The 25,677-nt window shown below is 55.7% G+C and carries 26 protein-coding genes and 1 pseudogene; 15 read left to right on the top strand and 12 right to left on the bottom strand.

The features are described from left to right. Positions 1 to 152 precede the first annotated feature (152 nt). The 5 genes and pseudogenes from JIN95_RS15960 (at position 153) to JIN95_RS15980 (ending at position 4,609) form a co-directional block, all read left to right on the top strand. Positions 153 to 416 carry a hypothetical protein gene (locus JIN95_RS15960; RefSeq protein ID WP_200532184.1) on the top strand — a complete coding sequence of 88 codons (264 nt, stop codon included), beginning with the start codon at positions 153 to 155 and terminating at the stop codon, positions 414 to 416. Next, positions 413 to 2,607 (top strand): annotated as a pseudogene (locus JIN95_RS15965) (type B DNA-directed DNA polymerase). The gene JIN95_RS15960 and the pseudogene JIN95_RS15965 overlap by 4 nt, the downstream one beginning before the upstream one ends. Positions 2,608 to 2,725: 118 nt before the next feature. Beyond that, on the top strand, positions 2,726 to 3,178 hold the full coding sequence (locus JIN95_RS15970; protein ID WP_200532185.1) for a MarR family transcriptional regulator: 453 nt from the start codon (positions 2,726 to 2,728) through the stop codon (positions 3,176 to 3,178). A 9-nt stretch (positions 3,179 to 3,187) separates the two neighbouring features. Continuing rightward, the gene (locus JIN95_RS15975) at positions 3,188 to 3,538 is read left to right on the top strand and encodes a type II toxin-antitoxin system PemK/MazF family toxin (protein ID WP_200532186.1); all 351 of its coding nucleotides are present in this window, start codon (positions 3,188 to 3,190) and stop codon (positions 3,536 to 3,538) included. Between the two features lie 210 nt (positions 3,539 to 3,748). Continuing rightward, complete coding sequence (locus JIN95_RS15980) at positions 3,749 to 4,609, top strand: ComEC/Rec2 family competence protein (RefSeq protein WP_321169273.1); 861 nt, start codon at positions 3,749 to 3,751, stop codon at positions 4,607 to 4,609. A gap of 4 nt (positions 4,610 to 4,613) precedes the next feature. Here JIN95_RS15980 and JIN95_RS15985 read toward each other — a convergent pair whose 3' ends face one another. Continuing rightward, positions 4,614 to 5,444, bottom strand: a complete 831-nt coding sequence (locus JIN95_RS15985) for an IS5 family transposase (protein WP_200532188.1) — start codon at positions 5,442 to 5,444, stop codon at positions 4,614 to 4,616. 269 nt (positions 5,445 to 5,713) lie between these two features. Between JIN95_RS15985 and JIN95_RS16445 the strand changes: the two genes are divergently transcribed. The 3 genes from JIN95_RS16445 (at position 5,714) to JIN95_RS16000 (ending at position 8,373) form a co-directional block, all read left to right on the top strand. Further along, on the top strand, positions 5,714 to 6,118 hold the full coding sequence (locus JIN95_RS16445; protein ID WP_200532189.1) for a lamin tail domain-containing protein: 405 nt from the start codon (positions 5,714 to 5,716) through the stop codon (positions 6,116 to 6,118). Beyond that, positions 6,115 to 6,399 carry a DUF3006 domain-containing protein gene (locus tag JIN95_RS15995; protein ID WP_200532190.1) on the top strand — a complete coding sequence of 95 codons (285 nt, stop codon included), beginning with the start codon at positions 6,115 to 6,117 and terminating at the stop codon, positions 6,397 to 6,399. Before JIN95_RS16445 ends, JIN95_RS15995 begins: the two co-directional genes overlap by 4 nt. Positions 6,400 to 7,143: 744 nt before the next feature. Next, positions 7,144 to 8,373 (top strand): orc1/cdc6 family replication initiation protein, encoded by a 1,230-nt coding sequence (locus tag JIN95_RS16000; protein ID WP_200532191.1) that lies wholly within the window; start codon positions 7,144 to 7,146, stop codon positions 8,371 to 8,373. Between the two features lie 159 nt (positions 8,374 to 8,532). On the opposite strand, the gene JIN95_RS16005 is transcribed toward JIN95_RS16000, so the two are convergent. After that, entirely contained in the window at positions 8,533 to 8,844 is a 312-nt protein-coding gene (locus tag JIN95_RS16005; RefSeq protein WP_200532192.1) for a hypothetical protein, read from the bottom strand. A gap of 262 nt (positions 8,845 to 9,106) precedes the next feature. Here JIN95_RS16005 and JIN95_RS16010 point away from each other — a divergent pair, with 262 nt between their 5' ends. From JIN95_RS16010 to JIN95_RS16020, 3 genes are all read left to right on the top strand, one after another. After that, complete coding sequence (locus tag JIN95_RS16010) at positions 9,107 to 9,502, top strand: hypothetical protein (protein WP_099255954.1); 396 nt, start codon at positions 9,107 to 9,109, stop codon at positions 9,500 to 9,502. A 374-nt stretch (positions 9,503 to 9,876) separates the two neighbouring features. Continuing rightward, the gene (locus JIN95_RS16015) at positions 9,877 to 10,467 is read left to right on the top strand and encodes a TetR/AcrR family transcriptional regulator (RefSeq protein WP_200532193.1); all 591 of its coding nucleotides are present in this window, start codon (positions 9,877 to 9,879) and stop codon (positions 10,465 to 10,467) included. Continuing rightward, positions 10,464 to 11,930, top strand: a complete 1,467-nt coding sequence (locus JIN95_RS16020) for an MATE family efflux transporter (protein WP_200532194.1) — start codon at positions 10,464 to 10,466, stop codon at positions 11,928 to 11,930. Before JIN95_RS16015 ends, JIN95_RS16020 begins: the two co-directional genes overlap by 4 nt. Before the next feature lie 401 nt (positions 11,931 to 12,331). On the opposite strand, the gene JIN95_RS16025 is transcribed toward JIN95_RS16020, so the two are convergent. From JIN95_RS16025 to JIN95_RS16050, 6 genes are all read right to left on the bottom strand, one after another. Further along, positions 12,332 to 12,772, bottom strand: coding sequence for a hypothetical protein (locus JIN95_RS16025; RefSeq protein WP_200532195.1), 441 nt, complete (start codon positions 12,770 to 12,772; stop codon positions 12,332 to 12,334). Between the two features lie 51 nt (positions 12,773 to 12,823). Continuing rightward, the gene (locus tag JIN95_RS16365; protein ID WP_234699405.1) at positions 12,824 to 12,982 is read right to left on the bottom strand and encodes a hypothetical protein; all 159 of its coding nucleotides are present in this window, start codon (positions 12,980 to 12,982) and stop codon (positions 12,824 to 12,826) included. 181 nt (positions 12,983 to 13,163) lie between these two features. Beyond that, on the bottom strand, positions 13,164 to 13,325 hold the full coding sequence (locus JIN95_RS16035; RefSeq protein ID WP_200532229.1) for a hypothetical protein: 162 nt from the start codon (positions 13,323 to 13,325) through the stop codon (positions 13,164 to 13,166). A gap of 330 nt (positions 13,326 to 13,655) precedes the next feature. Beyond that, a complete protein-coding gene (locus tag JIN95_RS16040) occupies positions 13,656 to 14,225 on the bottom strand; it encodes a hypothetical protein (RefSeq protein ID WP_200532196.1) in 570 nt (189 codons plus the stop codon). Next, positions 14,222 to 15,163, bottom strand: coding sequence for a ParA family protein (locus JIN95_RS16045; RefSeq protein ID WP_200532197.1), 942 nt, complete (start codon positions 15,161 to 15,163; stop codon positions 14,222 to 14,224). The genes JIN95_RS16040 and JIN95_RS16045 overlap by 4 nt, the downstream gene beginning before the upstream one ends. Positions 15,164 to 15,835: 672 nt before the next feature. Continuing rightward, positions 15,836 to 16,828 (bottom strand): hypothetical protein, encoded by a 993-nt coding sequence (locus JIN95_RS16050; RefSeq protein WP_200532198.1) that lies wholly within the window; start codon positions 16,826 to 16,828, stop codon positions 15,836 to 15,838. Between the two features lie 460 nt (positions 16,829 to 17,288). On the opposite strand from JIN95_RS16050, the gene JIN95_RS16055 reads away from it, so the two are divergent. After that, complete coding sequence (locus JIN95_RS16055) at positions 17,289 to 17,831, top strand: hypothetical protein (RefSeq protein ID WP_200532199.1); 543 nt, start codon at positions 17,289 to 17,291, stop codon at positions 17,829 to 17,831. 262 nt (positions 17,832 to 18,093) lie between these two features. Here the strand turns inward: JIN95_RS16055 and JIN95_RS16060 are convergent, their stop codons facing one another. Further along, positions 18,094 to 18,636, bottom strand: a complete 543-nt coding sequence (locus JIN95_RS16060; protein ID WP_200532200.1) for a hypothetical protein — start codon at positions 18,634 to 18,636, stop codon at positions 18,094 to 18,096. A 94-nt stretch (positions 18,637 to 18,730) separates the two neighbouring features. Between JIN95_RS16060 and JIN95_RS16065 the strand changes: the two genes are divergently transcribed. Further along, on the top strand, positions 18,731 to 19,546 hold the full coding sequence (locus JIN95_RS16065; RefSeq protein ID WP_128906796.1) for an IS5 family transposase: 816 nt from the start codon (positions 18,731 to 18,733) through the stop codon (positions 19,544 to 19,546). Positions 19,547 to 19,726: 180 nt separating this feature from the next. Here the strand turns inward: JIN95_RS16065 and JIN95_RS16070 are convergent, their stop codons facing one another. Both JIN95_RS16070 and JIN95_RS16075 read right to left on the bottom strand, forming a co-directional pair. Then, on the bottom strand, positions 19,727 to 20,296 hold the full coding sequence (locus JIN95_RS16070; protein ID WP_200532201.1) for a type I restriction endonuclease: 570 nt from the start codon (positions 20,294 to 20,296) through the stop codon (positions 19,727 to 19,729). 178 nt (positions 20,297 to 20,474) lie between these two features. Beyond that, the gene (locus JIN95_RS16075; RefSeq protein ID WP_200532202.1) at positions 20,475 to 20,879 is read right to left on the bottom strand and encodes a hypothetical protein; all 405 of its coding nucleotides are present in this window, start codon (positions 20,877 to 20,879) and stop codon (positions 20,475 to 20,477) included. A 187-nt stretch (positions 20,880 to 21,066) separates the two neighbouring features. On the opposite strand from JIN95_RS16075, the gene JIN95_RS16080 reads away from it, so the two are divergent. Then, entirely contained in the window at positions 21,067 to 21,381 is a 315-nt protein-coding gene (locus JIN95_RS16080; RefSeq protein WP_234699406.1) for a hypothetical protein, read from the top strand. A 73-nt stretch (positions 21,382 to 21,454) separates the two neighbouring features. Here the strand turns inward: JIN95_RS16080 and JIN95_RS16085 are convergent, their stop codons facing one another. Beyond that, entirely contained in the window at positions 21,455 to 22,276 is an 822-nt protein-coding gene (locus JIN95_RS16085) for a recombinase family protein (protein WP_200532203.1), read from the bottom strand. Positions 22,277 to 22,682: 406 nt separating this feature from the next. Here JIN95_RS16085 and JIN95_RS16090 point away from each other — a divergent pair, with 406 nt between their 5' ends. Further along, positions 22,683 to 25,565 (top strand): bacterio-opsin activator domain-containing protein, encoded by a 2,883-nt coding sequence (locus JIN95_RS16090; protein ID WP_200532204.1) that lies wholly within the window; start codon positions 22,683 to 22,685, stop codon positions 25,563 to 25,565. Positions 25,566 to 25,677: the final 112 nt, after the last annotated feature.

The raw sequence follows: 25,677 nt of genomic DNA on the forward strand, positions 1-25,677 counted from the left end.
TTTATGAAGCGGTATCTCTGTCGAAATACTCAAAACCGTTAGGATCGGGGTTACGGGATATGTTCACAAAATAGAATAGGTCTGACTTTCCACAAGCTCCCAGACACCAGCCACTCAAATACTCGTTTTATTCTCACCCTTGGGGTCCAGTAATGGGGCGGACGAATCCGACCTATCGCGACCAGTTGAGCGCGATCGAAGACGAGTGGGGTGCGTACCGCCGGGCGCTTCGGCGACAGGATCAGGACATCTTCGACCACCTGTTCGTGTACGCTCGTGACCACGCGGACGCCGCAGGTACCCTCAACCACTCGGATCCACTCGCCCCGATGTGGATGGCGATCGCGATCGAACAGGACCGGCAGATCAGCGAACTGGAGGCACGCGTCGACGAGCTCACTGACGGAGAGCCGTGACCCTCACGTTGGACTACCTCGGAGACGGTCGCGTCGCCAAGTGGACGCTCACACCCGACGGTGTTGCTCGCGAGGTCCACGACGACTACCGACCGACGTTGTTCGTCGGTGACGCACCAGACGACCTGTACGGGCGGAGGGGCGGGCCTGAGCCGGTACCGCCGAGCCGGGACGGGCTCTCGGACGCGCTCGCCGAGCTGCAGTCGTTTCTCGACGACCAACAAGCGGTCGCCGACCTCGACGTCGAGTCGCACCGGCAGACGTTCCGGACGGGTGCTCGCCCACTCCTTCGGATCGATGCCACGTCGATCGAGGCCGTTCGAACGATCGCAAAGCGGGTTCGACAGTTCGATCAGCCGGACACGTACACCTGCTACAATATCGATTTCACGCGGCAGCTGCGGTTCTGCCTCGAAACAGACACGCGGGCCGCGCCCGATCAGTCGGTGCGTGGCCTCCGAACGCTTCGGTTAGAGTTTCCCAGTCACGAATCAGAGATTGAGTCGCTCCCACAGCTCACCGTCGGTGGAGAGCGCGTCGGGTCGTCGCCGCGAGAGGTACTCGACGGCGTCCAATCGGCGATCGACGATCACAATCCCGATGTGCTTATCGTATCGACCGCCGACCTTGTCCCGTTACTGTTCGAGACGGCAGACGCGTACGGTGTAGCGTTCACACTCGGACGCCGACCGGGATACACCAAACTCGCCGGCGAGTCCACATACACCTCGTACGGGAACGTAGGACACTCCCCGGCCCGGTACACAGTCCCCGGTCGCGTCATCGTCGACGAGTCAAACTCGTTCTTCTACCACGAATCCGGGTTGGAGGGGTGTCTGGACCTCGTTGCACGTTCCGGGTTGCCGCTAGAGGAGCTCGGGTGGGCGTCGATTGGGCGCGTGCTGACGGCCATGCAGATTCGTGAGGCCCGGCAGCGGGACGTGCTCGTTCCGTGGCGAGCGTGGCGTCCGGAGCTGTTCAAGTCGGCGTCGACGCTGGACGCTGCCGACCGCGGTGGGACCACGTTCGCCCCCGACGTGGGCGTTCACGAGAACGTTTATGAGCTCGACTTCGCGTCGCTGTATCCGAACATCATCCGGACGCGGAACATCTCTCCCGAGACCGTCCGGTGTGGGTGTTGTGAGACGGCGGACGTACCGGGGCTCGGCTACTCGATCTGCGAGGACGACGGATATTTGCCCGAGGTGCTCGGCCCGCTCATCGACGCTCGGAGTGAGATCAAAGAGCAGATCCCCGATGCCGACGGCGACGAGCGCGAGCAGCTGGAAGCCGCGTCGTCAGCGATCAAGTGGATTCTCATGTCGTGCTTCGGGTATCAGGGGTTCTCGAACGCCAAATTCGGGCGGATCGAGTGTCACGAAGCCATCAACGCCTTCGCCCGGGAGATCCTCCTCGACGCGAAGGCAGCGCTGGAGGGGGCGGGGTGGCGGGTCGTCCACGGGATCGTCGATTCGATCTGGGTGATGCCCGCCGACGATCGGGAGCAACGCCCGCTGGAGGAAGTCGCCAGCGAGGTGAGCGGCGAGGTCGGCATCGAGTTAGAGTACGAGTGTGCGTTCCAGTGGGTGGCGTTCTGTCCACTGCGTAACTCCGGGTCCGGAGCCTTGACGCGGTACTTCGGGAAGCGACGTGGAGAGGCGTATCCCGAGGCCGGGCTCGGCGACGCGATCAAGACTCGTGGGATCGAGGGCCGGCAACGATCGACGTCGACATGGGTCGAAGAGGTACAGAATGAGGCGCTCAGAGTGTTCGACGAGACACGGTCGCCGGAGGCAGTGTGTGACGTGCTTCGACGCCGGCTCCGAGCGTTACGAGAGGGTGCGGTTGACCCTAGTGAACTCGTCGTCGACAACCGTGTCTCGAAGGACGTCGACGACTACTCGATGGAGGCGCTCACCGTCGCGGCGTTGAAGCGGGCACGGATCGAGGGCGCAGGGTTGGCACCGGGGCAGACCGTCCGATACGTCGTCGTTGACGCGGACGATCGCGGCGCGTCACGCGTCCGCTTAGAGTATGAGGACTCGACCGGTACGACGCCCGGTGGTACGAAGATGCCGTCGTGCGAGCGGTTGAGAGCATACTGGCACCCATTGGGTGGCGCGAGGGGGAGATTCGGCAGTATCTCACAGGGATGAGTGACGAGACGTTGGAGGGGTTCATGAATAGATGATACTTAGGGCGATTCACGGAGGCAGCTAGTCTGACACGTGGTTGATTCTCAGCGCCTCAATTCCCCAAACAGTTATCACCTACAATCGCCTACAGTCAACTACAAGAAGACATCCACCATGCCCGTCGACCTTCGAACTCACGACCCATCCGACGACGTCCAGATCAACCCGCGTACGAACAAGGCTGCCATTATCCGTCTTCTCTATACGAACCCCAACTACGGGTTCACACCCTCCGAGATCCACAGTCGGCTTGATGACATCCCAAAGGGAAGTATCACGGGCACACTCACCCGTCTTCTCAACGACGGCGACATCGGCAAGACCGCTGACGGCTACTACCACGCCCTCGAGAGTCGTGATGACCTCCGACGATTTGCCCGCGGCCTCGTTCAAGTTCAGACCCTCACCGACCGCTACAACGATGACTTCACTCCTGACGATATCGAGCAAACGGATGACCACCCTACGAGCAACACACAGTCCGAGACCAGACAGCACAGCAGTGCCAACGAAGAACCGGCACCCGAAGACTGGATTGAGGGCGGCGACGACTCCGAGCAGGCGTAGCGACTCGATATGACATGGTATTTTCAGGGCAGTCTCGTCTTTGCGGTCGACCCGACGGGAGCTCATACGAACCCACGGCCCGTCGTTGTCATCTCAGATGCTGACCGGCCATACTTGGAAGAGGAAGCAACTGTCGTTTGTCTCGGCACGAAGGCCGACGAGCGGTACAAGCACTCAACGCCTGTTCTCCCGAACGATGTCATCAACAATGCTCACCTCAAGAAGACTACGTACGTCCTCCCGTGGGCGATCTACACGATCCCTCTCTCCAGTATAGACGATACTCTTCCACGGGGACGACTCACCGACGAAGGTATGGACCTCATCGCAGACGCTGTCGACGATATGATTCGACCGTGAACCGCCTCGGGGTCAAGCCTCGAGACACTCGGCCCGCACAGCCTGTAGAACACGAAATTTGCTTTGAGATTTTAGCTGAGAGAGTTCCTTGGCGTGTTCACACTGCGCTCTGTAGGTAGCTCGCCAGTATGGAAAGCCACCTACAAGGGGTAAGACTAACCCGACAGTTGGTGACACAACGGTATGTCTCGGAGACGGTGTCTTGGACTGGTGGCGGTCGGTATACTCGTGGTTCTCGCAGGCTGTGCGGGCGTCGTCGACGACGGTGGGGGACAAGGACCGACGGTCGACACAGACGGCGACGCCGGCGAAGTGAACGTCACGACGCCGGACGGCGAACTCACGGTCTACATGTTGAACGTCGGGCAGGGGTCAAGCACACTCATCATCGGACCGACCGGGGAGACGATCCTTATCGACTCCGGCGACTGGCGGGATGACGGCGCGGGCGTGATCAACTTCCTCGAAGCGAAAGACATCACGCGGATCGACCACCTCGTCACCTCACACGCGGATGCCGACCATATCGGCGGGCACGCGGCGATCATCGAGCACTATGAGACAGACGGCGACGGCGTCGGCGCGGTGTACGACCCCGGAATCGCGGCGAGTTCGGCAACCTACGAGTCGTACCTTGATGCGATAGAGGAACACGACGTGACCCTGTATCAGACGTACGCCGGCGACACGATCGACGTCGAGGGCGTCGACGCGCAGGTGCTTGCGCCACCCGAGGGATACCTCGCGAACGGCGATCGCAACGAGAACAGCATCGTGCTCCATCTCCAGTACGGCAACTCCAGCTTCCTGCTGCCCGGTGACGGCGAGACAGCGAGTGAAGAGTATCTCGTCGAGACGTACGGTCATGAGCTGAACGCGACCGTCCTCGCCGTAGGCCACCACGGGAGTCGATCGAGCACGAGTGAACCGTTCCTCGAGGCTGTGTCACCACGCGTTGCGGTCGTGTCGAGTGCGTACGACTCTCAGTACGGCCACCCTCATGAGGAAGTGCTTACGCGCCTCGATCAGCGGTCGGTGCCAACGGCTGTGTTGAATCGCTGTAAGGCGTAGAGATTCACTGTTTGACGAAGCGCTTGATGTTATAGACGACACACATCAGCGCGATCTCGCGGAACTCACGAAACCATGACCGCGCTCGCACGGCGAAGCCGAGCGAGCGCTTCACAGCCGAGTTCACAGTTTCGGTCATAGAGCGCTGATTGTAGCGGTTATCGTCGATTCTAGCGTTGTGGGCGTGATCGTACGAAGCGAAGATACGGTGCTTGATCAGCGGTCTGATCCCGATCTCACGTAATCCTTCACGAAGCGATTGCTTGTCATAGCCTTTATCGGCCGCGAGAGACCGCAGATCGCCCGCGTTCCGGCGGGCGATCTGCTCAGCAAGGTCTGCGTCGCTTCCTTCCCGATTCGTTGAGCAGTGAACGTCAAGGACGGCTTGAGACGCTGTATCGACGAGTTTTGTGACTTTGAGTTTTTGAACGCGGTAGCTGATTCGCTGGCAGTAGTGGCGGCTCGCTGGTGAGCGGTCGTAGAACGTGGCGTCAATCGCGGCGTGTTCAGAGAGATCGTGCAGCTGCGCCGACTGGCGCAGCAGCACTCGACAGACGCTCATGCTGATCCGATCGAACGCCTTACACAACGTGGACGGTGCGGGGAGATCGGCCGCGTTGAGGCCGATCTCCCCGGTTATTTGTGGCATCTCTTTGAGCAGGTCGATCGTCATGCGGTACGATGAATCGAGGTAAATCCGCAGACAGTGAAGGGAAACGAGTGCATAGTCGGCGAATCCGCCGCCACCGTCCGGGGCGGCGGATTCGCCTCCATCGCCAGTAACTCTTTGAGCAACCGGCACAACTTCCCCGATGAAGCGGGAGATTTGCGTCATAGACAACCGCATTCTCCCGCTTCAGCTCCTTTGATTTAGCGGCCTATCTCGCTGCTGTATGGCGATTCAACACAGCCGTGCCAACCTTTTGGACCGGGACACATGGCGATGTCCGACTGACCAGTAACGGATCGGCAATCACGGTCGCGACGCAGCGGGACGCGCCGACCGATGCGGCTGCGCTTCGAGACGGCGAGCCGATATCGACTGCTGCTGATACCGGCGTCACCGATCGGGTCGTAATTCCGGCGTCTGGAACGGCTGCGCCGGTGACGCCCGACGACGACGCATCCGATAGCTCCACGCCAGAGGCAGATGACTCCACGGCGGGCGATACGAACACGTCACTCTCGATCGCCGAGATCCACGCCGACGCCGATGGAAACGACAACGAGAATCTGAACGACGAATATGTGGTTCTCGAAAACACGGGGCAGAGGACACTCGATCTGTCTGGGTGGACCGTGTCGGATAGTGCCGATCACACCTACACGATCCCACGTGGTGTCGAACTCACCGCTGGAGCGCAGGTCGTGGTTCACACAGGACGTGGCACGGACACAGCGACCGACCTCTACTGGGGCCGATCGTCGGCGGTCTGGAACAATGGTGGAGACACAGTTATCATCACGGATGGATCAGGAACAGTCGTTATCGAGGAATCGTACTCATGACGACATCACAGTATATCGGCGTTCTCGATCGGTTTGAGGACGATCTTGCGGTGATCCTGCTTGAACAGGACGGCGATGTCGTCGACGAACAGGGTATCGATCGGGACGACCTCCCGGCAGGTGGCGATCACGTCGATGCGATCTTCCAGATAACGGGGGATGATAGCGGAGCGATTCTGGAGCTAGAGTACGACGCCGAAACAACACGCAATCGGAAAGAACGGGCACAGTCACGGTTTGATCGGCTTGCCGAACGGCCACCGAACGACGACGATTCCTAGATGGATCGACCGTGGCCACCTTCTCTAACTTCCCGGATTGTGGATGGTACCACACACACCCCGGGTGTCGAGTGTAAATGGCTCACGATGGCTGTCTGAGCCCGGCTAACCGTTGGCTAGAGGATAGAGTAATGCGAATAACATGGAGATAGAGACTGTAAACAGCTCAGATACGGATTCAATTATAGATATTAATCAGCTAACAGGCCGTCGAGATGGCTCGTCCTCTTCTCTTTGTTTGTGCTTATAAAGAAAATATCCTTGCTGCCTATAACTGTCTATAACAGCTTGTAACACCTAATCTCACTTCTTATATTTCCCATACAATAAAATATATAAATGATATATAGATAGTAGTAGTAAGATTACTACAAAACACGGGCTGAAGAGTTTTCAACCGAGAATATAGCAACTGACAACCTCACATATATCATAAACTCCCGAGTACCAACCTACCGTTTCATCAGTTTACACTCGACACCCGGGGTGTGTGTCTTCGCGAACGTACCCTCCTCAACAATCAAAACCGATACGGACCCATCGATGTTACACTCGACGCCCGGGGAGAGAACCGATATCTCCTCACCTCGAAATACACTCTGCTATTCCTCTTTTTTAGACTCTATTAACCGTGTATTTCAGCATTTACACTCGACGGGTGGTGTGTGATTGAGACATAGTTTTATATACCTCACCGACCGTCGTGTGTAACATGGAGCGGACGTTCGGAGGTCGACTATTCAAATGAGTGACGAGAAGCAGAGTTCACTCACAGCAATTTGGGAAAGCGACGATCCAGTTTTTGCTGATAAAGAACTTCTCGACATCGAGCATATTCCAAATGAAGAGCGTATTATTGGTCGCGAGGATGAAATATCGAATCTTGCCAACAGTATTCATCCCGCAATCAGAGGTGGAAAGCCTAGAAATACCCTGATCTACGGAAAGACGGGGACGGGGAAAAGTCTCGTTGCCAAGCACGTCACTCAAAGTGCCGAAAACTTCGCTCACGAGCAGGATACGAGTCTTGATCGCGCATACATCGACTGTACGCAAGCAACGACAGAAACACAGGTGGTTATCAAGCTTGCTCGAACATTTAACCGACCAGATGAAACAGATATCTCTGTACCACTCTCTGGGCTATCGACGAATGCATACTACGATCGCCTCTGGCAAATTCTCGATACTCTCCACGATGTCGTCATCATCATTCTCGATGAGGTTGACAAACTTCAGGAAAATAATGTGCTAATGCAGCTCTCCCGAGCTGGAGAAGCTGGAAAGATTGACTCGTGTAAGGTTGGAATCCTCGCGATCAGCAACAAAATTTCATTTAAAGATTCCTTGGACGAGCGAGTTCTAAGTAGTCTCCAAGAGCGTGAGTTTATCTTCCCTCCCTATGATGCAAACCAGCTCCGCGAAATTATGCGTCATCGTCAAGACGCCTTTCACGAAGGTGTCCTCACCGATGATGTGATTCCCCTTGCGGCTGCGTTCGCTGCACAGGAGCACGGCGACGCTCGAAAGGCACTGGATATTCTCCGAAACGCAGGCGAACTCGCGAAAGACGATGGCAGTGATGTTGTCCGAGAAGAGCATGTTCGAAATGCCCGGGAGAAGGCGGACATCGATCGATTCTCTAAACTGCTTCAAGACCAGCCAACACAATCGAAAGCAGCAGTATATGCTCTTTCATTGATCGCAGATGAGAGCAAACAGGAAGAATTCCCCACCCGCGAGATCTACGAACAATATGAGCAGATCGCTGAATCACTGGGTATTGACATTCTTTCACAAAGACGGATGTCTGACAGATTGAATGAACAAGCATTTCTCGATATTCTTGGTGTTACTGATCGGGTTGGCCGTGGTCGTGGGAAGGGGATGACTAATTTCTACTACCTACTCGAGGAGCCTGAAGTCGTACAAAGCGCTATTGAATCTGATCAGCGGTTCTCCCCTGCTCTGTAATTCATGGTTTTACACTCGACACCCGGGGTGTCTCATTTTGCTTCTCGGACGTACGCATTCTGTAAAATCTCAAATCACGTCTATACGGTCTGATACGCAGGTAAACGCCAATTTACACTCGACGCCCGGGGTGATCCGTCTGTTCTGTTTTGACCAGCTCTACTCGTCAGGGCTGACTGGTGATTTATATTGGGACCTGACTTGGTTTCCATCTCGCCACTGCCAGTAGTAGTAGCGATTGTCGTTAATTTCCTTGATTGTGATCGTCGCTTTTGCAGGGACACCGTCTGGGAGATCGTCCGCTTCGTCTCGGTCTGGCTCCTCTTCGCGATGTGTCTCCCGTTCTTTGCGTTCAGCCAGCTCCTCGGCGTACGTAGCAACATCTCGGAGTTGCTTAGGAGTGGACTGGTTCAGCGCGTCGACTAGCTCCGCTGAGAGGCTTGTCGATGGGATTGGTGGCTCGTCTGACATCGGCTGCTCCGGTGTTAACCAACAAAGAGCCCAAATGCATAGTTTTGTTGGTTAAGTCTGAGAAGGTCCATTCCCATATCTATTTTACAGACACAGCGTATTCGGCTTCGTCGACCGTGGCCGGTACGTCCCTACGTTCCACCCAGAGAAATCTTACGTGCGTGGCGGGCGGCACTCCCCTCCCAGAGAAATGAACCGGCCGGTGACTCTCCGAGCACGCTGACCGACGTATCATCGCAACCCCAGCCCAACCCACCTCATCATGACCCGAACACTCCACGTCCAGATCACATCCGCGGATCGTAGCGGCCTCGAGGAGCGGCTCGAAGCGATCGACGCCGGTGACGACGTCGAACCCGGTGAACCAACGCTGTCGATCGAGGACCTCGAGACGTTCGGCCGCGTCTTTCGGTCGACCAATCTCGAACTCCTCGAAGCAATCGTTGCACACGAACCAGAGAGCATCTGTGAACTCGCTCGCCTTGTCGACCGGAACCCACCGGAGGTTCTCGACAACGTGAACGAGCTGGCCGACTACGGCCTTCTCGAGCTCGAAGAGAACGGCAGCGCGAAGCGCCCCGTCGTATGGTACGACGAGATCGACGCGGACCTCCCGCTCACGCCGCCGTCGAGTCGGGAGGGTAAGGCGAACGCTTGAGCGCTGAGAGGCCAACGCTCGACGACGTTGATTCTGAGGTTCCTCGCCCTGACAGCCACTATCACATTGATCAAGCTGTCGACTGGTTCTGCGTCGACGACGAACTGGGCGCCCTGCCTCGTCTCACCTTGGCTCGCAACACCTGTCTCCTCGTCACGGGCGACTCACCAGCCGTCGTCCGCCTGAGTGAGCGTGATGGTTCGCCTGATCTGGGGAGCGTCGTTCGTATCCGTTTCAGTGCTCATTACGCATATTACCTGAGCAGTGTGATATGTATCCGGTCGGTGAACGAGCAGCCTTGGGTGCTAAACAGTACTCAACAAAGCCACAAAACCAAAATCCTCTTAACTGACTAGTTAGTAAGTTCTCGTAACATGGGTTCTGAGAGCACTACTGAGATTATGGGAGCGACTGGCCGTGCGCTTTGTGAGTACGGCTACGCTGATCTCACCATGCAACGAATTGCTGATGAGTCATCAGTAACATCTGCAGCAATCCACTACCACTTTGACACGAAAGAGGAGTTATTGAACGCGTTTCTCGACGACCTGCTAGAGCGGTTTGAGTCACGAGTCGCGTGCGAGGCTCGTGACCCCCGCGAGCGGTTGAGTGAGTTTCTTGCTGCCGTTTTTGAGAAGCCATCGTCTGAGAACGGCGACTTCCCGGTCGCACTGATGGAGCTTAAAGCGCAGGCACCGCACCACGACCTCTTCCGTGAACGGTTCATCGAACTCGACGACGCGGTGCGTGATGTCGTCGAGACAGCCGTGCGTGATGGCATCGAAGCTGGATACTTTGACGAGGTAGATCCCGAAACGGTTGCGTACGTTGTCGCAACGATCATCAATGGCTCTCACGTCCGAATGGTGGCACTCGGTGAGGAACCTGACCGAACACGAGAAGCTGTTGAGCGAACGCTGGCACGGTACATCGGGTGGACGCCAAGTCAGGGGGTGACAGCGTGAATCTGTTCAAGGGGCAAGACGAACTGAACCTCACCGACGGCGAGATACTCAAGCCGCTGGTGTACCTGTCGCTACCAATCGTCATTACGAACCTTCTGCAGACCGCCTACAACCTTGCAGATACGTTCTGGTTGGGTCAGTATTCGACAGACGCGCTAGCAGCGATCTCCTTCGGATTCCCGATGGTGTTTTTATTGATCTCGCTCGGGATGGGTCTGTCAGTCGCAGGGAGCGTCCTCGTCGCACAACACACCGGAGCTGGCGAAACAGCGCAGGCCGAGTACGCAGCCTCACAGACAGTGGCCTTCGCATTCGGGGGGTCCGTACTATTAGGACTGGCCGGCTACCCGCTTGTCCGTCCATTTCTACGATTTCTCGGGGCTTCACCGGATGTGCTCCCGGGAGCGACGGCCTACATGCAGGTGATCGCACTCGGCTTACCCTTCATGTTCGGCTTCTTCGTGTTCATTTCGCTCATGCGTGGAGCTGGTGACACCATCACACCAATGCTCGTCATGTTGGGAACGGTGATCATCAACGTCGTCCTCGATCCCTTCCTGATTAACGGGTGGGATATCGGGCCCGTTGCTGTCCCCGAGCTAGGTATCCAAGGCGCAGCCGTGGCCACGGTCTTTTCGCGAAGCATCGCGATGGTCGTTGGATTAGGCATCATGCTGTCGGGGAGCAGGGGGATCCAGATTCATCTCACAGATCTTGTTCCCGATTTTCAATACCTCAAGAAAATCTTAAAAATCGGCGTCCCGGCTAGCATCGAAGGGACCGGTCGGGCGCTCTCTATCAACGCCCTACTCATTGTTGTCGGGCTATTTTCAACGACCGTCGTCGCGGCGTTCGGTATTGGAACTCGGGTCTTCTCGGTGATTTTCCTACCCGCGATCGCCGTGGCACGCGGAGTTGAAACAATGAGCGGGCAGAATATCGGGGCGGGAAAATACGATCGGGCTGAACAGGCGAACTACGTCGCCGCGAAGGGCCTGTTCGCCATTCTCGCGCTGATGGGTGTGGTGATCTTCTTCCTACCACAACCCATCGTTGCCGTGTTCACGAATGATCCAGCTGTCGTCGCTGAAGGCGCGACCTTCCTCCGATACGTGGCATTGTCCTTCGGCTTTATCGGAATCATGCGAGCTTTCACCGGTGGGTTCCGAGGTGCGGGAAAGACGCTTGTCGCTGCTGCAATTTCCATTCTCACTCTCGCCGGTCTTCGGCTCCCAATCGCGTACATTGCGTCGCAGTACCGCTTGCCGCTGCCGTTCGCTGATGCGGTGTTCGGTGTTCGCGGTATTTGGATTGCGTTCTTCATTTCAAACATCGCCGGTGCGATCATCGCGTGGGCATGGTTTCGGCGAGGGACGTGGCGTGACGGTGATGTCCGCAGACAAGAGGGCCCTGAAAGATCGGAGTTCGACGATGGTGTTGAGGTACAGGCGGTCGATGACTGAGTATCTTGGACAGATCGAATCTGCTGTAAGAGGAAATCGCGCAGATCGCAGTCAGTGAGCCCGGATCACGTTCGCAGTCGACACCACGAGCTAACGGATGGTAAGGGGGCACAGAGGTGGTCGCATGCAGGCAGGCAGGGGATGTCCGCCACCTCTGTCAGGGACCAACTGTCCCCAACACACTGACCAGCGCCACCCGGTGAATACTTTTTGGCTTGAGTATTGTCTCAGCTAGACGCCCCAGACGACGGCGAGGAGTAGTTGCTGCGGACCACCCACTCGCAGGAAGTTGGTGAATGCGTACCCACCGGGGCCATACACCATGAGGTTCGTCTGGTAGCCGACCGGTGTCATAAACGACGCCGAGAATGCGGAGTTCGTCCGGGGGATGCGGCACGCTGCTACTCTAGCTCGATGCCGAGACGCTCAGCGGCTTCCTCGGTGGTGATGAGCTCGTCATCATCGGCATCGTCGAGGGCCTCGCCTCGTTCGGGGAGCACCGCTGCTTCATCGGGGGAGCACCTCAGCTTCATCGACTTCCTCTGGCTGTTCCCCGTCGACTGCCATGTCCGTCCATTTCGAATCTGTGCGTATAAGCCTTGACACACAGCAAAAACTAGTGTTAGAACCGCTAGTCCGCATGTATCCGGGAGAATAGGGACGAATTCGAGAACGATCCGACCGTCGGGAGAATCCCTGATCGACGCCGAGCTCGCAGTGTTCGAAGACGCCGTCGGCGATCTTGCCGATCGCGTGAGTGAGTCTCCCCCGAGAAGTCGGAGATCGCCGCGGGGGCGAGCCCCCATGTCGATGGGCTTCCGATCCCGGTCGAGAGAGGCCACTGTGTTAGAGCCGTTGCTCAGTGGTACTAAGGACACATCGAAACAGTCGTGTTACTCGTCGACGACAGTCGCCTCTTCAGGCGGTGCAATCTCAAGTTCGGCAGCGCCGCGCTCGATCTCCTCGGGCGTTGTCCCCTCAGCATCGGCGAGCAGCTCAGTGAGCTCCTCGTCCGAGACCATGTCGGCGTCGGCCGGGTTTTCACGACTCATACCACGTTCTACCCAGCGCAAACGGATTAACGTAGGTGTCCGTTCACCACTATCTGACCACGACAGCGGGCGACCCGGCGACCGACCCTCTTCAAATATCTCGACGAAGTACTCAACCTCACGGCTTTCGTCCTTAACGTCGGGCCAACATCCGGGCCGCCCTCGCTGGAGTTGCGATAGGTTAGTTTTCCCGCGTCCACCATTCGTCGATTTCTTGCGCGTCGATGTCGACGGTTGCGGTGATCCCACACGAACAGTGGATGCCGACAGTACCGGGGTGCGTCGTGATCGGGCCCTTCTGCTCTTCACAGCCCGGACAGTTGACATAGAAGATCTCGCCCATACACACCGATCCGTATGCTCTGGGAAAGCCGCTCTGCTCGGTCTTAACCAACAATTGGTGGTAGAACTGCCGATTGTTGGTTAAGATCGAAACCGCAGGACGGTGAGGGTGATGGGGGCAGTGTTCGAGATAGTCTTTTTAATCCCGGAATCTAAACCTATCTCAACCGGAAACCCAGTATCCACCACGCTTACACCTTCGAGAAGCCGTTCTTGTCGTCCTAAATCAGGGGGTCAGACCGCCGAAGATACACTTCGATAGTGGAGTGTTTGCGGGAGACACCTCATTTCGTCTGTTCATAAATCACATCCCGCGATAGAAACTACGCGGCTACTCGCTATCAGGAAGGTCGTCGATGAGGTCTTCTTCCTCGATCGCCTGTCGAACCTCACCCGGAGACATCTCGGCGATCTCGCGAGCACCGAGTAGTAGAGCGAGTGGCCGGTAGTAGCGGTTTCGTCCCCCGACTCGCTGTTCATCGAGGTCGACGCCAGTCTCCTCGAGGATGTCCAACGACATCCGCCGGTAGACACGCTCCAGTTCTTCCCGGACATCGGCGTCGAGATAGTAGGTGTCGTGCTCCCGTTGCGTCACGGGCTCCAGTTTCGACACAGTCGTCTGTTCTCTCTGTTCCGCCTGTGTCGGTTGTGGTGACTTATCTTCCTGTGTTGCTTCTGTCTGTGGGTTTGCGTCCATCTCATCAGCCTCCTGTTCCGCCTTGTTTGACTGTTCAGCCTGTTCTTCCTGTTCCGCCTGTGGCGTCTGTTCCGGCTCGGGTGTCTGTTTCGAACGCCCTCGACGGCGGCTCGGTCGGGAGTCACGCTTCCCCCGAACGCGGTTGACACGCTCCTGAGTCTCCTCGTCGAGGCTCTCGTCGTCCTCGCCGGCGTCGTCGCTCATGCTGCCACCTCGAGGTCGAACGCCTCGATGACGTGGTCGCCCAGCTGACCGAACGTCTCAGTGACGTCGGCGTCCGGCTGGTACTCGAAGATGGACTCGCCGGCGTCGTAGGCGTACGAGAGCGCGACACGCTCGGGAATCTCGTACACGGGGACGTCGTCGAATACCTCTGCAAGGAACGACGTCATCTCATCGGCAGCGTTCGTCGACATGCGGATCCGGTTGGTAACTGCAGCGACCTCGTCGATACCGCGGCCAGTCTCCGTCTCGAACGCCGCGATCTCGTCAAACAGCCGGTCGACCGCCCCCTTCGAGGACGCCTCCGCCGTCGCCGGCACGATCAGGTTCGGCGCGGCGTACAGCGCGTTTTTGAACATCGGGTTATGCCCCGGTGGCGCGTCGACAATTACGACGTCGTAGCTCGTGTCGATGCGGGTAATAGCGTCATCGAGCAACCCGTATCCGTGGTCGTCGCTCCCGATCGTCGCCGGCGTCACCAACTGCGTCATCGACTCAAGCGCCCACGTCGCAGCCTCAACGGCGTCCGGATCGTCAACGACGTCACCGTTGTGCAGTTGACCGAGGAAGTGTGCTGCCGATAGTTCGAGCGTCGACCCCAGCATGTCGATGCTACTCGGAATGAGGTCGGCTTCAGCGCCCTCACAGAGGATCGTCGCGACGTCGTCGCGAGCCTCGATATCGAGGAGAACATCGAATAGGGTGGGCGGTTCAGCCTCATAGGCGTCCAAGTGGCCAAGCGCCTCGGTCAGATTGCCTTGCGGGTCGGCGTCGACGGCGAGGACTTCGAGTCCGCGATCGGCGAGTGCGCCGACGAGATTCGCAGAGACGGTTGTCTTCCCGACACCTCCTTTTGCATTTGCGACGACCAACCGTGGCGGGTGTGTCGCCTGTCCCGCCTGTGGCGGTTGTGGTGGCATAGACGAAACAGGTGTCTGGAGCGGCTTAACTTTACGTCAGACATCACTTCCACCGACCACGGTATCTTAATAATCTGGGATACATACAGTAAGCTGCCGAGGGATACGATCGAGAGATCGGGATGACTGACATCCTCGGCGCAAGTGCCAAAACGGACTCACCGCATGAAGCTGGGGAAACCCAGAAGGTGATGGCACCGCACGGACCCACCATCGTGCGTTTTTGATGAAAGTATGAATACCCCGCCAGTGGCGGGGCTGCCAACGTTACTCGGCAGTAACTCTGGTGTTTGCGTGACAGAGGCCATAGGCAGCTGCGATAACAGCGTACCCGTAGACATGCCCCGACATCACCAGCACGGCACCGCATGTCACACCGACGCATGAAGCCGTCGGCGATTCTATTAGCGAACCCACCATGTACGTTGTCACCGCCGTTTTAGGCGGTCGTGGCCGCTCACTGCGACCACGCACAATACAGGGGAAGGCGGACTCTTGTACGTTCGGATGTCCGAACCCGACAGGTGTCTCAACCGCATATACGCATTATTTTCGATCGTCCGACAGCGGCGAGATCGAAAAGTAACCCCTGCTGATTGAGGAGGACGCAATCAGTTCGGCTTTCGATCACATTGAAGAGGGCAACCGCATGAGTATGTTGACTAAATTAGACTACCCACAGGTTTCAACTGAGACTGCATTGGCTTCGTCTGCAAGATTTCTCGCTTCGCCGAAGTTTCCTGCATCGGCTTCTTCACTTGCCTCCATCATCAACTCGGTTATTTCGACGTACTTACCGGTATAGCAGGTCTGTGTGATAAATGTGTCTCGAAGCGATTGCGTCACCTCCTCCTCACCCGTTCGGTACATCGATTCTGCCTCTTCAAGATGTTCAAGCGCGTCCCCGAAGATATTAGCTGCTGTTCCATAGTCCTCAGCTTGAAAGGCCTCATACGCGGTATTGTAATCCGCTAATCCGCGGTCGAAGGGGATGCCTGCTTCCATAGCCAACAGATACCCGGATATCAATTCATCCAATTCGTCGATGGCGTCTTCAGCTTCAGCATAATCAACACCTGTGTCTGTACCATCACCAAGTTCGGCGAAGGTTTCATTCAACCCATCAATCTGTGAGTTTGCTTCCTCGAATGTTGCTCCAGCATCCGAGAGGGAGTCTGCGGCATCTTCGTACCGCGAATTATTTTCATAAGAGATCGACGTCGAGATCTGGTTGATACCTTCACCGACAATAACGATTATGTCGAGAAATTGGTCGACGAATTCAGCAACAAGTTCGAGTTCGCTAACCCATTCTCGTTGAGTATCTGTTGTCGCAGCTTCGTTAGCCTCCTCAATCGAAGCGTTTGCACTTTCAAGTGCAGTCTCTACACCTCCAGTCGAGATAGACGCATCTGTACTAGAATAGGCCCACGCATTATCAATTTCATCAAGAATGAGGTCAAGAGCTTCGTCTAAGTCCTCTCCAGCAGATTCGAGGGCTTCTGTAGCTTCGGGGTTTGCAGTTGCGTCTGAGTCGCTGGAGTCGTCCGATTCACCGCCACTATTCTCGGATTCGCCATTTTCCTCGGACCCGCCACCCGTACAGCCAGCAATACCGAGAGTTAGTATTGTACCCGCACCTGCAACGTACCTGCGTCGTTCCATGATCCTTACTTTCGGCGAGGGTTCTTATTCTTTCAGTCAGCCAATTAATCTCAGCTCCTTACTGTCGATGGCGTTAATTACCTGTACGTTCCCACGTCGAGTTTGTATTCTGCGTGGATTCTCTCATTTATCCGCTCATCTCTTTCTCTTGCCCCAAGTAAGAGATTAAGTTATAGGAAGATAACATATTGTATGGAATGCTTCAACTGTGGACGAGAAAAGACAGGAGAGATGGTTGTACACAAAGACGACCCTAAAACATCAGTAGCTCATATCTGCAAACGATGCAAGATACAATTACTGAACGCAAAGCAGACACCTCGAAGTTGTGGTAAATGCGATCAGTTAGCAGAGTACGGGACACAGAAGTTAGAAAGAGTGAGTTCAAATACTGATGCACGTGGAAAAGGGAGCATTAGAGTGTTCGATAAGTTCCTCGTCTGTGAAGACCATTTATAATATGAATCGTAGAGCGATACTGTCTGTTTCACTCGTCAGTCTTGCTGGGTGTACAGTAACTATTGGCGACAGTTCTGATGATTCAGCAGAAGATGATGAGTCAGCAGAGAGCGATACAGAAAATGACGAATCTAATGACCAACAACAGCAGGAAGTAGAAAGAGAATCAACTGAAGACACTCAAGAAGCAGAAGAGATCGACCGTCCTGTGATTGAGAGTACGTCAGTCCAATATGACGAAGCGTGGTTACATCTTTCACGGACATACAAGACGCCGAACTACGGTGATGAATTTAGGATAACTGAGCGATGGACTATCGAGAGTGATGACATCACTTTGGAAGAGGAACGAGAGGAGAATATTGAACCAGAAACAGAGAGTGATGTGGTTTTGATTGGTCAAAGTATCCTATTTTTGGATCGGTGGGATAACAACATACAGACAGGGGAGTACGATGTGACACTCGTGCTTGAAGCTCCGAATGGTGATCAGAGTGAACCTGTCTCTGAATCTGTGTCAATCACGGAACAGGCTAGTCAGTAGATAGTTGTTTCCGACAAGGGTCCAGTAGTTTCAGGGTCTGATTTCATTTCGATAACAGGGCCTTCTTTCGAAGGCGGCGGGAGTTGATCTGTCCCTGCCCCGAGTTTCCGATTTTGTTAATGGAGTCGGAAGCTCGAAGGGCTAAGCGAGGCAATTAGCGCTACGAGCCATCTAAACGATAAGGGAATCAACGAATTCGGAAACTCAAAACGAGCAGGCTCAAGTCTGGCTTACCGATGAGTATGTCGATACCCAAGACAATTCACCAAGGGCCATCAAATTCCACATGAAGGCCACATCGTTCCACGAGACGGGCGAGTTCTCGCTGCTTCTGCCCTGAACTCAGATTCACCTCAACATAGTGTCCGCCAGTCAACTCTCGAGGTTGCTTCATTTCTTTCCCACCAGAACTCGTTTGCTTATGGATGATCGGCCGCGTTCGGCCCGGGATATACGGGAGAGGTTCCAGCTTTGAGATGAGGTCGTGGTTTCGTACGAGATAGTCTACGACCCCAACGAACGCGCTGGCCTGTTGCGTCTCCTCAAACTCAGTGAGGACCGCCTCGCCGTCAGAGAGTTGAATCCGGTACAAATCATCATCGCTACGTTCTCGAGCGGTTACAGACTCCGAGACTTCAGGTGTGGGTAAATCGGTATTGCCACTGTCGTCAATCTCACTCTCCATGTCTTGGATGAGCCGGTCGATCATCTCCTTTGCCTGCGATTCTGCTGGTGACGCAAGTTTCTCCGAGACACGTTCAGCAAAGAGATTTGCAACCCCAGCTGCCAGTTCATCTTTTTCCATCTTGCCTTGTTTTGCCGCCTAGTGACGACGGTCTGGGACGCTTTTACTGTAATATTCCGCCAGATTAACCCGGAAATGGACGCCGTCTGGCGATATGGCATCGCTCAGACGGCTTGCTTGGATGTGTCGAGATCTTGCCAAACAGCATGTTGATGATCCGGACGTACCCGCCGCGCCGGACGGCGCGGACGGGTACGCTGAGTGGGTACAGATCGCGTTGATCCTGTATCGCGTCGAACTCGAAAAGAGTCTCCGTGAGACCGAAGACTACCTCAACGAGATGCCCGGCGTCCTCGCCGTGTTTGATCTCGACGACGCACCGCACTACAGTTCGTTTTGTCGGTGGGAAAACGAGTATCGGATGCGTGAACTCCGCCGCCTGCTCCGCACTTCGGCGGAGCAGGCGGGCTGGAGTGGTGAAGCCGCAATTGACGCAAGCGGCTTTCAACGCGACCAAACCAGCTACCACTACCGCGATCGCGCAGACTTCTCGTTTCAGTCGATGAAGACGACGATCTTGATCGACGTGAATTCGCTAGCGATCAAGGACGTTCATTTCACGACGCAGAAGGCGTGGGACGGCCACATTGGGATGCAGGTCTTCCGCCGGAACGCGGAAGACCTGCGTGTGTTATCTGCCGACGCGAACTACTCATGGAGCGAACTCCGTGAGGAGTGTCGCTCCAACTCAACGCGACCACTGATCAAGCACAGAGAGCAAACACCGCTACAGAAGGCTCACAACGCCCGGATGAACGAGGATTACAACCAGCGCTGGATGAGTGAAACCGGCTTCTCGCAGTTGAAGGAAGACGACGGCGAGAAGCTCCGCTCCCGGAGCTGGCACGGCCAGTTCCGGGAGCTCACGCGGAAGTGCATCATCCATAACCTGACGCAGGCGGCGAGTTAGGGCTCGCCGCCTGCTCTCCCTTCTCCGGACGTATTTGGGAGAGGCATCGCCGTCGTCACCTGATCAAGGAAGTAAGATACCATAGTTTTGACCCTTTGACGACCACCGCCAGCGGCGGCTACTACATCTTCTGAGTGTAAGAACCAGTCTCTGACATCGTGAAACCGTGAGTTATCGACCCTACCCCGACGCAGTCTTGCGTTCAACAAGGCATTCCATCTCCAATGTCGACCGAGCTTCCCGCAGTTCCCGAATACGATCGAGAATTGTGACCCACTCCTCGTTCTGAATGGCATCCTTAGTGAAGGCGCTCAAGGTTGTGATCTTGTCTGGAAGACTCTGAAGGTCTGCCTGTCCGAGCGTATTCACGTTGACCTTGGAGTCGATTACCTCCCGCCGATAGAACTCATATTCTTCTCCATTTGTGAGGATCCCCAAGTTCACGTCTTCGTTTTTGAGATAGGCGGCCAGTTGTTCTCTGTGTGTCTCTGTGAGCGTCGTGTCGACACCTTTGGCCTCGAGGAAAGCCACAGGAGTTCCCTCCAGAATGAGTGCATAGTCCACCTTGTACGTCTTCCCGAAGGCTTTCACAGAATACTCTAACTGCGTGTTGTCGGGGATTGTCCAGTCGAGTAAGTTGAGAAAGTCTCGCAGAAGAGCGGCTTTCGTGTTGGCCTCGTCCATCTGTGGTGCCGCCTCAATGGTGGCCTGCGCGTGATCGACATAGGCCCGAACCGCATCCTCATCCATAGATAGACGAGTGTTCATAGGGTTATCATATCAAAGTGAGCGATAAAACACGGCACGCCCCAACCAGCCACCAGCTGATAAGACGGCCGTGTAAGATACAGAGGGTGTAGTCAGCACGAGGACTGCGTTATTTTCTGAAAACCGATCCTGAATTAGCCGATAGAACGTGCCTGCGTATCTAACGACCCAAAAATGTGTCACGACGTACCAACAGGAGAGTGAGCACGATCAGCGGAAGTGATAGGTAGATAATCAATATCATTAATGGAATATCTATCCTCACAGCCTGAATCGCACCAATCACCGCCGCTACGAGTGTTCCATACCAGCCGATGAGCCTTCCTTGATATACAAAGACCGCCAGTACACCCAGTACAATCCCTATCGCACTCCATCGGAGAGCAGCGACCGTTTGAGGACTGATCCCAGTTTCAACAGCTGGCCCCGATAACTGGGACAATGCGGCAAACAAGAATGAGAGGGCTGCGAACACCGCTAATCCGGCTACAAGACCGAGAACATCTATTGGTGGGCGTCCCTCACGTGTCTTTTCAAAAAGTGTAGAAGGATTTCCATCTGGCATATCTCATTATTCTTATTCGAGGCACTTAATTAACAATCTGTACTGAGCGATTCATGACTCCCCTGTACTGACCCGACTGAGTAAGAATGTATCACCAAAGGAGTACCACGCCCTCGGTCGAAAGTTGACCGCTCCGACCCTGACGATGCCCCCGATTTCAAATGGGACCGACAAGATCGACTATATAATGTATGAGTCAGATCTTCAGGATGGGGTATCGAGCAGCATTATTGACGGCGAGGTGTCGTCGTTGAACCTCAGCATCACCGACAACGAGTTTGCTGTCATCGTTGACATTGGCGAGACTGACGCAGCTTACACGGCTGATGAAGCCCGTGAGCTAGCGACGAGTCTCAAATCTATCTCGGACCAGCGATGGGACGTAGACAACGATGACATCGTAGAGTACCTCCGCGACTTAGCCGACGTGGTTGACAACGAGAAGTCAGTAAATGAAGTAGAAGAGGAGTGGGAGGGTAGAGAGGTAGACATCTCGGTATGATAGAAAGACAAACCGCTGAGCCTGCCGTCAAGCAGGTCTACGCTCGCTCGCGTGTCCGATTAAGATGGGAGCGTTAGCGGCCTTCAACGTCCGTGGCCTCCTCTAATCGCTCGACGCGTTCGCGCAGCTCTTCGAGATTGGGATCCTCGGCCCGCGCATCCTCCAGCGGGCGGACGTCGGTGAGTGCGTCGTCGACGCGCTTGTCCTCGGCCTCGCCGCCGAGGTAGAGGTCGCGACGATCTTGGTGGAGGCTCCGGAGCGTCGACTCAGCGATGCCGGTGTCGTCGGCGACACTTGCGAACGACTCACCGCGGTCGACGCGGACGAGGGCCTCGCGGGTATGTAGAAATTCGGCCGGATCAACGCGGAGGTAGCCTTCCTCAACGACGAACCCCGCAGGCGGTCTCCCAGTCCACTTTCCGGCGGACTGTGCGGCCCGGACGCCCGACCGAATTCGCTGGAGCTTTTGTTGGTGTTCTATCTGGGCGAGGTCGCCCATCAACCGAGCAACCATGCTGTATATTGTCTGCTGAAGCTCGCCGTCGTCGACGTGAATCTTCAAGCCTACGTCGAGGGCCTCAACGCCGGTGTCGTGTTCCAAGCAGTGCTGAATGAATTCGTGAATCTCAGTCGGGCCGAGCCGGGAGAGTCGGCTGATCTCGTGAACGACCACGAGGTCGAACTCCTCACTCCCGACATCATCGAGGAGTCGGTTGTAGACCTCGCGAGTGTCGGTGTCGGCAGCGCCGGAGACGATCTCTGGATACTCCTCGATGTCTTCCACACCGAGACGTTCCAAATGCTCGTGCGCCTCGTCGAGCTGCCGAGATACGTCCTGATCCGATGTCGAGACGCGGGCATAGATCGCCGCGGTCGCGGGTCCGTTTTCGCTCATGTTTTCGAGGATACGCTGTCAATTTAAACAAGTGGGGGTTACTGCGGTTTCGTGTATACCACTACCTTCTCGACGCGGTTTGAGATTAGCTGACCAGTACAGAGAGATAGTGAAACAGCGGTATGTATTCAGGATTTGGTAGGTTGATCAGTGCAAGATACAGAGGGTGAGCCCAGTATTCCCCCAATTATTTCACGATTCTATTGGTGAATCAGCCGCTCGGTACTTTAACCTTACATACCGCTCCGCATACTTCTGAGGGTTAGGTAGCAAACATCTTTGTTCTAGGACTGTTTGATAGTAAACAATCTATGTACCGGTATTCCGACTTGGGCCAGCAGCAGAACTGGTGGCGAGTTCGAATCGGCACCGAGAGGACCAATTGCTGTATTTCTGTGGTCGAATAATGATCGCTTCTTCCCCAGTCATCGATTCGTCGACGGTGTTGCTCGTCGGAACAGACGACTGGCTCACGCGATTCGCCACGACGCTCGAGGCACGGACTAACGCGACTGTGCATACAGTCGAGGGCAAAACGGAGGCGCTTGATATCGTGGAAAAGGGGACCGCTGACTGTCTCATTAGTGAGTACGCACTCAAAGAGATGACCGGACTCGATCTCCTTAGAGAGATCCGCGAGGAAACGACTGCGCTACCAGTACTACTGGGTACTACTGCCGGGAACGAGGCCATTGCCAGCGAGGCGATCGGAGCCGGTGTCACCGATTACATCGCACTCGTGGAACCAGTTGAGGAGATGGCCGACGAACTCATCGAGCGAACTGAGTGTGTCCTCCGATCTGCTCAGCGGTCGGCCACACAACGGGAGCGAGCCAGACAGTTTGACGCGATATTTAACGATTTGCGGACCGCAACGTGGGTGCTTGACCAGGATGGTGCACTCACCCGTGTGAACGAAACCGCACGGGAGATGATCGATACAGACGTCGAATCGGTCGTTGGCGAGCCCTTCGAGACGCTTCCGTGGTGGGTAGAGCCCGATGCAACGAACACGGACGTACAACAAATCGTGGAGAACGCACTCGACGGCAAATTCGGCAACGCGGTCGTCACACAGCCGCCACACATCGAGGACTCGCGCGTCATCGATCTCTCCATGCGCCCAGTCAAGAACGAAAGTGGAGAGATCGTTTCAATTGTCGTTGAAGGCGTTGATATCACCGAACGTGTTGACCTCGAACGTGACCTCCGTCAATCAGAGGAACTCCATCGTGTTACGCTGAACAACATGACTGACACGGTTCTCATCACGAACGAAGACGGCAGGTACACCTACGTCTGTCCCAACGTCCACTTCATCTTCGGCTACACGGCTGATGAGATTCACGAGCAAGGGACAATTGACGACCTCTTGGGTGAGGATCTCTTCGATCGTGCCGAACTCGCAGCTGAGGGAGTACTCAAAAACATTGAGACGACCGCGACTGACAAAGCAGGTCGCGAGCACACACTCCTCGTTAACATCCGCGAAGTCTCGATTCAGGACGGAAGCCTCCTATTCAGCTGTCGAGATATCACGAAACGCAAGCAGCGCGAGGAAGCACTCGCAACGCTCCATGAGACGGCTCGCGATTTCCTCTACGCCGAGACCCACCAAGAAATTGCCCAGCATATCGTCGACGATACACCGAGTGTACTAAATCTGGATGCGAGTGCGGTCTACCTCTTTGATACCGATACCAGCAATCTCCGTCCCGCAGCGCACTCGGCCACAATGAAAGAATTCAACGGACCGCTCCCCACCGTTCATGCCGACGGAGAAACGCTTCCGAGTTACAGTTTTGTCGAGGACGAAGCGTTGTTTTTCGACGATGTCCACGAGACAGAGCGACTCGAAAACCGGGCGACTGACCTTCGCAGTGCAGCCTACATTCCACTCGGCAACCACGGTGTATTCATCGTTGGTTCAGACCACGTTGGCGTCTTCGACGACGTGACCCGAGAGCTGGCCGATCTACTCGCCGCAACCGCTGAGGCAGCCCTCGACCGCATTACACGAGAGTCCCGACTCCGTGAACAGGATCGCACACTCCAGCAGCAAAACGAACAGCTCACCGCTCTGAACCGCATCAACGAGACGATTCGTGAGATCGATCAAGCAGTCGTACAAGCCGAAACGCGGGATGAGATTGATCAGACAGTCTGTGAACTGTTGACTGCCGATGATCGGTTCAGGTTCGCCTGGATAGGCACGGTTGACCCGGCGACCGACACCATCGAGCCACGGGCCTGGGCAGGCACCGAGCAGGGATATTTGGATAGTCAGTCATTTGCTGTCGACGTGGGAAATACAGAGCCAGCTGGACAAACCACGGCCACCGGCGACGTGACGATGGTCTCGAACGTCGCTGCCGGGATCCGTGACGAACTATGGCGCAAAGACGCCGTCGCTCGCGACTACCTATCTGTATTGAGCATTCCCCTCGTATACAACGACCTCACGCACGGCGTCCTGACGGTCTACGCGCCGACCCAAGATGCGTTCGACGACACGACGAAGACCGTCCTAGCCGAACTCGGCGAAACAATTGCGTCTGCTCTCAGTGCGATCGAGCGGAAGAATGCACTCCTCACGACATCGATGACGCGTGTCGAGTTCAGCATCGATGATCCGGCATTCGTCCTCTCACGGCTTGCGAAGGACGCCGAGTGTACTCTCTCGTATCAGGGAGGAGTCCAGCAATCCACAGAGGGAAGCTACGTATTCGTCAACGTTGAAGACTCATCGCTGGAGGACGTCGTAGAAGCCGCCTCGCAGCTGGTTGCTATCGGTGATGTCCAGACGATCAGTACCGAGGATGAAGGCGGCGTTCTACGACTCCGGCTTACACAGCCGTTTCTCGCCTTAGAACTGGCCGATCACGGCGCCGTGTTTCGCGGAGCGACGGCTGATCCGACCACGACGACGCTCGTCATCGATATCCCTGACAGTATCGACGTCCGAACGATCACGCAACTCGTGCGCGAGACGTTCTCCACTGTCGAACTCCGTGCCAAACAGTCCCTCGATCAAACCGCTGCACACGATCTCTATTCGAGGTTCCTCGACAAGCTAACCGAGCGACAACTCGAGGTGATCCAAACCGCATACTACAGCGGGTATTTCGAGTCGCCACGCGAGAGCACCGGAGAAGACGTTGCAGCGACGTTAGGAATTTCTCCGCCTGCCTTCTATACACACGCTCGGACCGTCCAACGCAAACTGTTTGCGACGCTTTTTGAAGAGAACAACCTCCCTATCGCTGCTTCTACTAATATTATTGAATAACAAACCACGAATTTTTTAGATGGTTTGTTATTCAACACTCCAATATTCCCTTATACACTTATTATCCGTATGTAGAGTGCCCTGGTCTGGTGCTGGCACTCGTGAACTCACC

This window comes from Halorubrum sp. LN27 (assembly GCF_016635065.1).
Classification (GTDB): Archaea; Halobacteriota; Halobacteria; order Halobacteriales; family Haloferacaceae; genus Halorubrum; species Halorubrum salipaludis.

What these genes read in the sequence shown, in the direction of transcription:
- JIN95_RS16015 (WP_200532193.1), top strand. Translation starts at nt 9,877, where the DNA reads ATGGGTTCTGAGAGCACTACTGAGATTATGGGAGCGACTGGCCGTGCG.
- JIN95_RS16055 (WP_200532199.1), top strand. Translation starts at nt 17,289, where the DNA reads ATGAATCGTAGAGCGATACTGTCTGTTTCACTCGTCAGTCTTGCTGGG.
- JIN95_RS16005 (WP_200532192.1), bottom strand. Translation starts at nt 8,844, where the DNA reads ATGTCAGACGAGCCACCAATCCCATCGACAAGCCTCTCAGCGGAGCTA.
- JIN95_RS16060 (WP_200532200.1), bottom strand. Translation starts at nt 18,636, where the DNA reads ATGGAAAAAGATGAACTGGCAGCTGGGGTTGCAAATCTCTTTGCTGAA.
- JIN95_RS16085 (WP_200532203.1), bottom strand. Translation starts at nt 22,276, where the DNA reads ATGAGCGAAAACGGACCCGCGACCGCGGCGATCTATGCCCGCGTCTCG.
- JIN95_RS16080 (WP_234699406.1), top strand. Translation starts at nt 21,067, where the DNA reads ATGTATGAGTCAGATCTTCAGGATGGGGTATCGAGCAGCATTATTGAC.
- JIN95_RS16050 (WP_200532198.1), bottom strand. Translation starts at nt 16,828, where the DNA reads ATGGAACGACGCAGGTACGTTGCAGGTGCGGGTACAATACTAACTCTC.
- JIN95_RS16040 (WP_200532196.1), bottom strand. Translation starts at nt 14,225, where the DNA reads ATGAGCGACGACGCCGGCGAGGACGACGAGAGCCTCGACGAGGAGACT.
- JIN95_RS15960 (WP_200532184.1), top strand. Translation starts at nt 153, where the DNA reads ATGGGGCGGACGAATCCGACCTATCGCGACCAGTTGAGCGCGATCGAA.
- JIN95_RS15975 (WP_200532186.1), top strand. Translation starts at nt 3,188, where the DNA reads ATGACATGGTATTTTCAGGGCAGTCTCGTCTTTGCGGTCGACCCGACG.
- JIN95_RS16075 (WP_200532202.1), bottom strand. Translation starts at nt 20,879, where the DNA reads ATGCCAGATGGAAATCCTTCTACACTTTTTGAAAAGACACGTGAGGGA.
- JIN95_RS16035 (WP_200532229.1), bottom strand. Translation starts at nt 13,325, where the DNA reads ATGGGCGAGATCTTCTATGTCAACTGTCCGGGCTGTGAAGAGCAGAAG.
- JIN95_RS15995 (WP_200532190.1), top strand. Translation starts at nt 6,115, where the DNA reads ATGACGACATCACAGTATATCGGCGTTCTCGATCGGTTTGAGGACGAT.
- JIN95_RS15970 (WP_200532185.1), top strand. Translation starts at nt 2,726, where the DNA reads ATGCCCGTCGACCTTCGAACTCACGACCCATCCGACGACGTCCAGATC.
- JIN95_RS16000 (WP_200532191.1), top strand. Translation starts at nt 7,144, where the DNA reads ATGAGTGACGAGAAGCAGAGTTCACTCACAGCAATTTGGGAAAGCGAC.
- JIN95_RS15985 (WP_200532188.1), bottom strand. Translation starts at nt 5,444, where the DNA reads ATGACGCAAATCTCCCGCTTCATCGGGGAAGTTGTGCCGGTTGCTCAA.
- JIN95_RS16070 (WP_200532201.1), bottom strand. Translation starts at nt 20,296, where the DNA reads ATGGATGAGGATGCGGTTCGGGCCTATGTCGATCACGCGCAGGCCACC.
- JIN95_RS16090 (WP_200532204.1), top strand. Translation starts at nt 22,683, where the DNA reads ATGATCGCTTCTTCCCCAGTCATCGATTCGTCGACGGTGTTGCTCGTC.
- JIN95_RS16365 (WP_234699405.1), bottom strand. Translation starts at nt 12,982, where the DNA reads ATGAGTCGTGAAAACCCGGCCGACGCCGACATGGTCTCGGACGAGGAG.
- JIN95_RS16010 (WP_099255954.1), top strand. Translation starts at nt 9,107, where the DNA reads ATGACCCGAACACTCCACGTCCAGATCACATCCGCGGATCGTAGCGGC.
- JIN95_RS16065 (WP_128906796.1), top strand. Translation starts at nt 18,731, where the DNA reads ATGGCATCGCTCAGACGGCTTGCTTGGATGTGTCGAGATCTTGCCAAA.
- JIN95_RS16045 (WP_200532197.1), bottom strand. Translation starts at nt 15,163, where the DNA reads ATGCCACCACAACCGCCACAGGCGGGACAGGCGACACACCCGCCACGG.